General features: G+C 58.8%; 9 protein-coding genes. 8 read left to right on the top strand and 1 reads right to left on the bottom strand.

The features are described from left to right. On the top strand, positions 1-267 hold a 267-nt coding region (locus Q8N00_08540), incomplete at its 5' end, for a methyl-accepting chemotaxis protein (protein ID MDP2382840.1). A 26-nt stretch (positions 268-293) separates the two neighbouring features. Next, positions 294-845, top strand: a complete 552-nt coding sequence (locus Q8N00_08535; protein ID MDP2382839.1) for a chemotaxis protein CheW — start codon at positions 294-296, stop codon at positions 843-845. Here the strand turns inward: Q8N00_08535 and Q8N00_08530 are convergent. Next, positions 820-1,158 carry a hypothetical protein gene (locus tag Q8N00_08530; protein MDP2382838.1) on the bottom strand — a complete coding sequence of 113 codons (339 nt, stop codon included), beginning with the start codon at positions 1,156-1,158 and terminating at the stop codon, positions 820-822. The two genes, Q8N00_08535 and Q8N00_08530, sit on opposite strands and share 26 nt — an antisense overlap. A gap of 38 nt (positions 1,159-1,196) precedes the next feature. Here Q8N00_08530 and Q8N00_08525 point away from each other — a divergent pair, with 38 nt between their 5' ends. The 6 genes from Q8N00_08525 (at position 1,197) to Q8N00_08500 (ending at position 9,508) form a co-directional block, all read left to right on the top strand. Further along, positions 1,197-1,967, top strand: coding sequence for a flagellar motor protein (locus tag Q8N00_08525; protein ID MDP2382837.1), 771 nt, complete (start codon positions 1,197-1,199; stop codon positions 1,965-1,967). A 154-nt stretch (positions 1,968-2,121) separates the two neighbouring features. After that, positions 2,122-2,937, top strand: a complete 816-nt coding sequence (locus Q8N00_08520; GenBank protein ID MDP2382836.1) for a flagellar motor protein MotB — start codon at positions 2,122-2,124, stop codon at positions 2,935-2,937. Positions 2,938-3,246: 309 nt separating this feature from the next. Further along, a complete protein-coding gene (locus tag Q8N00_08515; protein ID MDP2382835.1) occupies positions 3,247-7,596 on the top strand; it encodes a PAS domain S-box protein in 4,350 nt (1,449 codons plus the stop codon). A 64-nt stretch (positions 7,597-7,660) separates the two neighbouring features. Then, a complete protein-coding gene (locus tag Q8N00_08510; GenBank protein MDP2382834.1) occupies positions 7,661-8,389 on the top strand; it encodes a response regulator in 729 nt (242 codons plus the stop codon). Between the two features lie 158 nt (positions 8,390-8,547). Further along, positions 8,548-9,015, top strand: coding sequence for a DUF420 domain-containing protein (locus Q8N00_08505; GenBank protein MDP2382833.1), 468 nt, complete (start codon positions 8,548-8,550; stop codon positions 9,013-9,015). Between the two features lie 154 nt (positions 9,016-9,169). Beyond that, complete coding sequence (locus tag Q8N00_08500; protein MDP2382832.1) at positions 9,170-9,508, top strand: STAS domain-containing protein; 339 nt, start codon at positions 9,170-9,172, stop codon at positions 9,506-9,508. Positions 9,509-9,520: the final 12 nt, after the last annotated feature.

Genomic DNA, 9,520 nt, shown 5'->3' with positions numbered 1-9,520 from the left:
GGCGGTGTCGAACTGGTCAACAAGACCGGCGAAGCGCTCACCCGGATCGTGCAGATGGTGTCCGAAAGCGCGGATATGATTCGCCAGATTGCCGTGGCCTCGGAAGAGCAGTCGGTGGCCACGCAGCAAATCGCCAACGACATTGAGAATGTCGCGAAGGTGACGAAGGAATCCGCGTCGGGCGCCAATGAGTCGGCCAAAGCAAGCCATGACCTCAGCCAGTTGGCCGTTGAGCTGCAAGGGATTGTGGGATCGTTCAAGGTCTAGCATCACGCTGAAGAGAGGAGATACCGATGATTGTCGAAGAAAAAGTTGAGGCGCAACAGGGCCAGGGTGGGGGCGCCGGCGTGCTGACCCGGGAAGCGGTCGCCGGGGATGACCTCCGCCAACTGGTCACCTGCCTGATCGGCCGTGAAGAATTCGCGCTGGATGTCTTGAGCGTCCAGGAGATCAATCGCATGGTCGAAATCACGCGGGTGCCGAAGGCGCCGGCTTACGTCGAAGGGGTGATCAATCTGCGCGGTCGGATTATTCCGGTCCTGGATCTCCGGCGCCGTTTTGGGCTCCCGCCGGTCGAGAAGTCCGATAATTCCCGTATTATGGTGGTCTTAGTGCGGCAGCGGATGGTGGGATTGATCGTGGATGAAGTGGTGGAGGTGCTGCGCGTTCCGAAATCCACGATTGAACCGCCGCCCTCGTTCGGCAGTTCTGCCGGCGCGGAATTCACGCAGGGCGTGGGCCGGATCGACAATCGTCTCCTGATTGTCTTGGATCTGAATCGCCTGTTGATGCCCAATGAGCAGGCCACGCTGGATGCGGCTACAGGGCAGGGGGCGGGGCGCTAGGGGGCGGTGGCTGAGATTTCAGCCGTTGTTTTTCGATGACGCGTTCCAACAGTCCGAGCGATTCGTTCAGGAGGTCGGAGGCGCAACTCATCGTGGTTTGAAACTGTTGCATGGCTTCGGCCCACTTCTTCTCCTGTTGGAGCTCCTGGAACCGTCGATATTGTTCGTGAAGGATGGCTTGTTTGGCATCGAGTATCAGACAGTCCAGTTCGCTCACATCGACCTCCCAATCCCTGTGGTGCTGCACCGTACCAGAGCTCACGCCGGGCTGGCTATAGTACGAAAGCATGGGTATCGGGCCGGACGAGTACATGCTGGATCCAGTCATTGACAGAGAAGGAACCGCGCGACGTGGATATTGCGACCATTCTAGGAATCGTTCTCGCACTCGGCTCCATCGTCGGGGGGCAGGCCCTCGAAGGCGGCCATATCGGCTCTATCATGCAGCTCACCGCCTTCATTATCGTGATGGGCGGCACTATCGGGGCGGTCTGCGTGCAGAATCCGCTGTCCGTCGTGTTGAAGGGGATCTCGATGCTCAGTCTCGGCATCATGAATCCCAAACACGACAACAAAGGCACCATTAAGACGATCCTCGATCTGGCGAATGTGTCCAGGAAGCAAGGGCTCTTGGCGCTCGAAGGCAAGCTGAAGGACATCCACGATCCATTTTTCCGCAAAGGCGTGCAGTTGATCGTGGATGGGACCGATCCCAAGGTGGTGCATGAGATCCTGGAGATTGACGTCGAACATCATGAAGAAGAGGGCCTCAACGCGGCGAAGGTCTGGGAGGCCGCAGGCGGCTATGCGCCGACCGTCGGGATCATCGGCGCGGTGCTCGGGCTGATTCACGTCATGGAAAACCTGGCCGACCCCTCCAAACTCGGCGGCGGCATCGCCGTGGCGTTCGTGGCGACGGTCTACGGTGTGGCCGCGGCCAATCTGTTCTTTCTTCCGCTGGCCAGCAAGATGAAATTCAAGATCAAGGAAGAAGCGGGCTCGCGCATGATGATCATTATGGGACTCGTGGGATTGGCGCAAGGCGAGAATCCGCGCCTCTTGCAGGAAAAACTCGAGAGTTTTCTGCCTGTATCCGAGAGAACGAAAGAAGCGAAAAAGTAGGGAGACGTGATCAGTGATGGGTGATGAGTGATGTGCAAAGAGGAGCATGAGCCGTGAGAACTGAAACGATCGGAACAACAGGGCATCAATCGATGACGGGTTTCTAAGCACCGATCACTCATCACCCATCACTGATCACTATTCATAGCCGAACATGGGAAAAAAGAAACACGAAGAACATGAGAATCACGAGCGGTGGCTGGTGTCCTATGCGGACTTCATCACCCTGCTCTTTGCGTTTTTCGTCGTCATGTATTCGATCTCCTCGGTGAACGAGGGCAAGTTCCGCACGGTGAGTGAGTCTATTAAGGCAGCATTAAATCCGATCGTCAGTCCGCCTTCTTCCCCCACGCCATTTCAAGTCGGTGCCAGCAAGCCGGCCAACATTGTGCCCAATGTGATCCCCTCAAGGGATTTGGCGGTTCGACGCCTGCGTCAGGCTCTCAAGGCGCTCCAGGTGTCTGCCAAAATCGAGCCCATCCTCATGACTGAGCCGGGCGAGAGCACCATCGTCCTGTCGCTTCCTGAGCTGGTCCTGTTCGAGAGCGGGGCGGCGGTGCTCCGTCCCGAGGCCCTGCCATTTCTCCAGACGCTCGCCGAGGTGCTGGTCGAACTCGATCGTCAGGTCAGGGTGCAAGGTCATACGGACAATGTGCCGATCCGGTCGGCGCAGTTCCCATCCAATTGGGAACTCTCTTCGATGCGAGCGGTGATGGTAGTCCGGGCGTTAGGTGAACTGTACGGGGTGCCGATGAAGAACCTTTCGGCCATCGGATATGCCGATTCCAGACCTCTCGTGCCCAACGAAACTGCGGAGAATCGTGCGAAAAATCGTCGAGTCGAAATCGTCGTCTTAGAGCGTAAGGCGCCGCCCTTGCCTGAACGGGACGAGTCACCGGCGACGACGGCTGACGGAGAGGCCGGCACCGGGTCATCCGACATACCTGCCGCATTGCGGGGGCCGGGGTAGGTCGCCTGACCGATCGTCCCATCGGCCCTCTACGTGACGGTGTCCGCGATGTCTTACACTGCCTGCCAGTATCCCTCCTGTCTGCTCGCGTCCCCAGAGCCCTTCCAGGGCGTCAGGCGAGAGCCTGATCCGTACCCAGCCATTGCTCTTCTCCTGATTATCGTTCGTCGCCGTTAAGTTTACGTGCAAACAGTCCGAAGAACTATATGACGAGGAGCGTCATCTCGCGACAGCTATCCCTGTCAGCTGTGGCGTCCTCATTTTTATATCATTCACTGGTGCGAACCGGCGCCGTCACGAGGCCATTCTGTGGAGAGACTGCTAAACGTCCATTCCCGTAGCCGCTGGCTACCGGCGCTGATCGTCGCCATGACGTTGATCGCATGCCTGGCGGGGGGCGTCGTTATGCATTATGTCGAAACGAGCCGGGTGGACTCCGCCGGGCAGAGCCTCGCGTTAGCCGCTGTCGACATCGCGGACAAGCTCGACATGCAGATGGACGAGCGCTACGGCGACATCCAGATCATCTCCCAGGCATCGGTGTTTCAGCGGCGCGATCGTGTGGCGATGGAGCGACGCCTCCGCGGGTTACTGGACACCTATTCCGTGTATCGTTGGGCGGGCTTCATCGATGTGGAGGGCCGGGTCCTGGCTGCGTCCGATCCGGCCAGCAAAGGCCGTGATATGAGTCAGGACCCTGGATTCCAGGCTGCAAAGCGAGACCGGAGCACGGTGATTCAGGATCCGATACAAGATGAAGAGGGCGTGCACGTGGTGGCGTTTAGCGGTCCGGTTTTGAATGAGCGCGGCCTCTTGATAGGGGCGATGATCTCCCACGTGGGGTTGTCGGTTCTGGAAGATATGTTTGCGCGTTCCGTGACGGCTTTGCAGGCGCAATGGGGAACGGGGACGCATATCGAGTATCTATTTGTGAAACATGACGGAGAGGTGTTCGTCGATTCGTTTCTCAGGGAAGAGGGACGGGTCAATCTCAAACAACTGGGGCTTCCCTCGGCCAGGTTAGTTGAGGGGGGCACGGCTGGATTCGTGGAGGAGCGGCATAACCGCCGGGACGTCGAGGTTGTGACCGGGTATGCGCAGACCAGGAGAACAGAAGATATCGGGGGGAAGCGGTGGGGCGTGTTGGTGCGTGTCGACCGGAGCGATATCCTGGTTCCGATCAGGGGCGTCGTGCTGAAAGTCGGTGCGGCAGGTGTCGCGATCTTTCTGCCGTTGATGGCAGCCCTGCTCTGGAGTATCTCCAGCCTTTCCCGATCTATGGAGGTGATGAATTATGAAGGCAAGCGGGCGAGGGCTGCTGAATCCAAGTTTCAGATGCTGCTGGAGCATGCGCCGGCTGCGATCGTGATGGCCGATGTCGACGGTACCATCGTGTTGACTAACCGGCAGGTCGATCTGATATTCGGCTATGAGCCGGGACAATTGATCGGCCAATCGGTCGAGGTCCTGATTCCAGAATCTGTTCGAGCGGTGCACCGTACGCACCGGGCGAGTTTCCACGCGTCGCCTCAGTCAAGGACGATGAGAGGCAACATCTCGATTGCCGGCCGTCGACGGGATGGGACCGAGTTTCCGATCCAAGCAGGGTTGAGTCAGATGGACACGGAGGAGGGCTCATTTGCGGTGGCCATCCTGCGCGATATCAGTCAGGACGTGAAGGCGGCGGCTGAACGCGAGCGCCTGGCTTGTGAGGTTCGCCTCTTGCTGGATTCGTCGGCCGGAGGAATCTGTGGCATCGATCGGCAAGGGAGCTGCACCTTTATCAACCGGTCAGGCGCATTCATGCTGGGCTATCGACCGGAGGAGCTGGTGGGTAAGGACCTCCATATGCTCACTCATCATTCCCATGAAGATGGTTCCTCCTATTCCCCTGACGAATGCCCGATCTACCGCGCCTGCTGGGCCAGCAAGGGATTCCATGCCGACGAGGATCTCTTCTGGCGTCGGGATGGGACTTCGTTCTCGGTCGAGATTGATTCCTGTCCCGTCTATGAGGGGGAGGTAGTGAAAGGTGCAGTGGTGACCTTTGCCGACATCACCGAGCGCAAGCGCGTGGCGTCGTTATTACGGAAGCGTGAGGCCGTTCTCACGGCAGCACAAGAACTGGCCCATCTCGGCAGTTGGGAATGGTACATCCAAACCGGCATAGAAGAATGGTCTGCAGAGCAGTATCGGATATTCGGCTATGCCCCGAACTCAGTCGAACCGACCTACGAACTGTTCAAGCAGGCCGTACATATCGAGGACCGGGGAAAGGTCCTGGCTGCCGTCGAGGGCGCACTCAATGAGGGGGGATCGTACGAGGTGGACTGCCGCATCGTACATCCGTCTGGCAAGGTGCGCTTCATTCAATGTCGAGGCGATATTGTCAGGGATGCAACAGGAACGCCAGTTAGAATGCATGGGACCGTGCTCGACATCACCGAGCGCAAGCAGGTTGAAGAGGAGATCACGCTCAGGGCGAACTGGGAGAAGGCGATGTTGGATTCCACCGACTACGCCATTATTGCCACGTCGTCTGATGGCGTCATCCAAACCTTCAATCGTGCTGCCGAACGCATGTTGGGCTACGGAGCCAAGGAGGTCATCGGCAAGGTGACTCCCGCCATTATTCATGACCCACAGGAAGTCATGGATCGAGCCACGGACTTCTCCATGGAGTTGGGCGAGCGGATCGAGCCGGGCTTTGACGTGTTTGTGGCCAAGACTCGGCGAGGCTTGATCAATGAACATGAATGGACCTACATCAAAAAGGATGGCACGCGGTTCCCCGTCTTGCTCTCGGTCACGGGGCTCAAGGATTTCAGCGGAGCGATTATCGGCTTTTTGTGCTTGGCGGTGGATATTTCCGAACGCAAGCGATCCGAGGCCGCGCTCAAGGCCTATGCGCAGCAATTGGAGCTCATGAATGAATCGTTCGACGTCGCGCTCCATCAGGCGAAGGCCGCCACGGAAGCCAAGTCCAATTTTCTGGCTACGATGAGCCATGAGATTCGGACCCCCATGAACGGGGTGATCGGCATGACCAGCCTCCTGCTCGACACAGACCTCACCGCGGAGCAGCGGGAGTTTGCCGAGACCGTCCGCAGCAGCGGGAACCATTTGCTCAACATCATCAACGATATCCTCGACTATTCCAAGATTGAAGCCGGCAAGATGAACATTGAACTCATCGATTTCGACCTCCGCACCACGGTGGACGAAGCGGTGGATCTGTTGGCCGAGCGCGCATCCGGGAAGGGTGTGAACCTCGCCTGTCTGTTTCACGCAGAAGTGCCGGCGGCCCTTCGCGGCGATCCGGGACGAATCCGCCAGATCCTGCTCAACCTGGTGGGCAATGCCATTAAGTTTACGGCGCAGGGTGATGTGGTGCTATCCGTCACGCTGGTGCAGCAAACCGATGCCGATGCCAGGGTACGGTTTGAGGTCCGTGATACCGGTATCGGTCTGTCTCCTGAGGCGCAAGGGCGCCTGTTTCAGTCGTTTTCGCAAGCCGATAGCTCGACGACCAGAAAATTCGGCGGCACTGGATTGGGGCTGGCCATCTGCAAACAACTCACGGAACTCATGGGCGGCGAGATCGGCGTGGAGAGCAAGCTTGGCGAAGGCAGTACGTTCTGGTTCACGGCTCAGTTCGGCAAACAGCCGCAGGGTATCGCCTCATCGGGAGCCGTGGAGCCGCAAGGTTTGCAGGGGCTGCAGCTCTGCATCGTGGATGGCAATCCCGTCAATCGACGCGTCTTGGAACTCTGCGCCGAGCGATGGGGCGTCCGGTGCCTGGTGGCGAAGGATGGTCCGCAGGCCCTGGCACTGTTGACCAAGGCTGCCGCGCGGGGGTCTGTGTGCGATCTGGCGGTCATCGATATGCAGTTGACCGGCATGAGCGGTTTGGAATTGGCGAGCGCCATCAAGGCCGATCCAATGCTGGCGCCCACCAGGCTCGTGCTCTTGGCGTCTCAGGGGCAGCGCGGCGACGCTAAAGCGGCGCAGGCGGCAGGCTATGCCGCCTACCTCTCCAAGCCGGTGCATGCCAAGCAACTGTACGCATGTCTCACCACTGTGCTGAAGCTATCCGCACAGGCAACCGTCGGTGAGGGCTCATCCGCAGACCGGATCGCGCCTCCGCTGGTCACGCGTCATAGTTTGGCCGAGCGGAACGCCGCGGCGACCGCGAAGATTCTGCTGGTCGATGACAACATGGTCAATCAGAAGGTTGCCGTCCGCATGCTGGAAAAGTTGGGCTATCGTGTGGATCTCGCGGCGAACGGCCTGGAGGCCCTCGATGCCGTGGCGCGCATCCCCTATGCCGCGGTCTTGATGGACTGCCAGATGCCGGAGATGGATGGGTTTGCCGCAACGCGTGAGATCCGCAGGCGAGAGGCGATGGGCGACGGGCAAGAGGCCACCGGGGAGAAACGTATCCCTCGCCATATTCCCATTATCGCCATGACGGCGAATGCCCTGCAGGAGGACCGAGGCCTGTGCCTCGCGGCCGGCATGGATGACTACTTGAGTAAACCCGTGCAACCGAAGATTTTGGGAGAGGTCCTCGCGCGCTGGATCGGCGCGCCGGCCTCATCCTCAGACTCAATAGATGACCGTCCGGTGCAGACGGCCTCTGGCGGGACGGGATTCTGATCTGCGCTGGGCGACCGTACGATGGTGGTCACCGCAGTACATGTGACGGCAAGGAGCGAGCACGATGTCTATTCTGATTGTTGAAGATAATCCGGTCAATGCAAGGCTGTTAGGGCTTATGCTGAAGGCACAGGGGTATCAGACGGTGGTGGCCGGGAATGGGAAAGAAGCGCTGGCAACTCTCGCTGACATGCCGGACCTCCAGCTGATCATCACGGACTACATGATGCCGGAAATGGATGGGTTTGAGTTTATTGAGAAGGCCAGGGCCTTGCTGAGTCCGGACCGCATTCCCATGCTCGTCACATCGGCGCATGGCGATCTTGCCACGATTCAACGGGTACAGAGCTTAGCCTGCGATGGCTTCCTGGTCAAACCCATCGACCGGCAAGAATTGATCAAGCGGGTTGAACAGCTCATAAAATCTCAGCCGGCCGTGCTGCTGAGCGCAAAGAAAACGATGGAGCGATTGGACATTAAGTTGGGGGAGTATCATGAGCTGGCTCTTGCATTTGCGGCTCAATTGACTGCCACCCTCCCGATTGTGGTGCTGGAACAGGGAGACTCGGACGAGCCGATTTCCGAGAATCTTGGGCGGTTGCTGAATGAACTTGCGGAAAGCGCGTCTATGTTGGGCGCCGATAAATTCTTGCTGCTCTTTTCGACATGTATGGGGCAAACCCTGCCTGGCCGTTCCCAATGTCCTGCCTTGTTGCGAGTGCTTCAGGAACTGGAGATGACGCTTCAGGCCTACATCCAGTCGCAACCCGATGCCGCCGCGCTCAAGGGCTGAGGCCGCGCTTTGCTTGTTGGTCCGGCTCTTGCGTTCACAGCTGTCAGGCCGACCATGCCCGCAGTGCATTGAGGAGCTGACGTTGGACATTCAGCCAGGGGCTTGCCCAACCGATAGAGCAGTCAGCGGCAGGCATCTCTCCTGCGTCGTTGGAGGGCATGATGGACATAAAGACTGGGCTTTGGTACGGCGTGCTGATCAGCCTGACGGCGGCCTATCTGGTGGCGATGGCCGGCGTGCGATCCGCCAGGCAGCATGAGGTGTCGCATCATTCACGGCGGATGATCGTGGCCTGTACGATCGTCGGGATCTGGCTCGTGGCCTATGTCTTGAAACAAGTGCTCTTCGGGCGCGAACGATTTGGGGGGACGGACCGGCAGTACTGGACGCTGTATGTGCCGTTGTTCTCGGTGCACATGGCGCTGGCGGTGACGACGATCGGTCTCGGCGGCTACAACCTCTATATGGGGCTCCATCGGATTCGCCACGGGAGTGTGGGGGCCATGTCCTCCAGACTGTCGCGGCATCGCCGTCTGGGGCAGCTGCTGGTCTGGACCTTCTCCGGCACCATGGCGACGGCCTATCTGGTCTACCTCCTATTGTTGGTATGGTATCCGGCTGGTTAAGAATCGACAGTAACCGACCGATAGAGTATCGAGGGGTACATGGGGCGATGTGCGCCTACGCGAACCGTCTCTCCCGAGCGGCCTGACAGACGCGTGCGGCAGGCGCGGACGCGAACGACCTCACTTGTGCGTAATGCAATGAAAGGACCCGTTCATGGAAATCACACAGCGTGCCGTGAAGGACGCCATGGTCTTGGATGTGAAAGGCGATCTCACCTACAGTAATCGGGCGGCCTTCAAGACTGCCGTCGAACAGGTGAAGAGCCGGAATTGCCAGCACCTGATTGTGAACCTGGAGCAGGTTCGATTCGTGGATAGCTCTGGTCTCGGGCTACTCGTCCTTCTCTCGCAGAGCTTCAAGCTTCAACAGGCGCAGCTCAGCCTTCTCAAGCCGCAGAGTTATGTTCGGGAAATCCTGAGCCTGGCGAATATTCCAAAAATGATTCCGATTTATGAGACCGAGGGGGACGCGCTGACGGCGCGCGCGGCGTAACCACTCCGATCA

The sequence above is a fragment of the Nitrospirota bacterium genome, assembly GCA_030684575.1.
Classification (GTDB): Bacteria; Nitrospirota; Nitrospiria; order Nitrospirales; family Nitrospiraceae; genus Palsa-1315.
The sequence above is the reverse complement of the archived record's forward strand: the minus strand, read 5'-3'. Positions and strand labels throughout refer to the sequence as shown.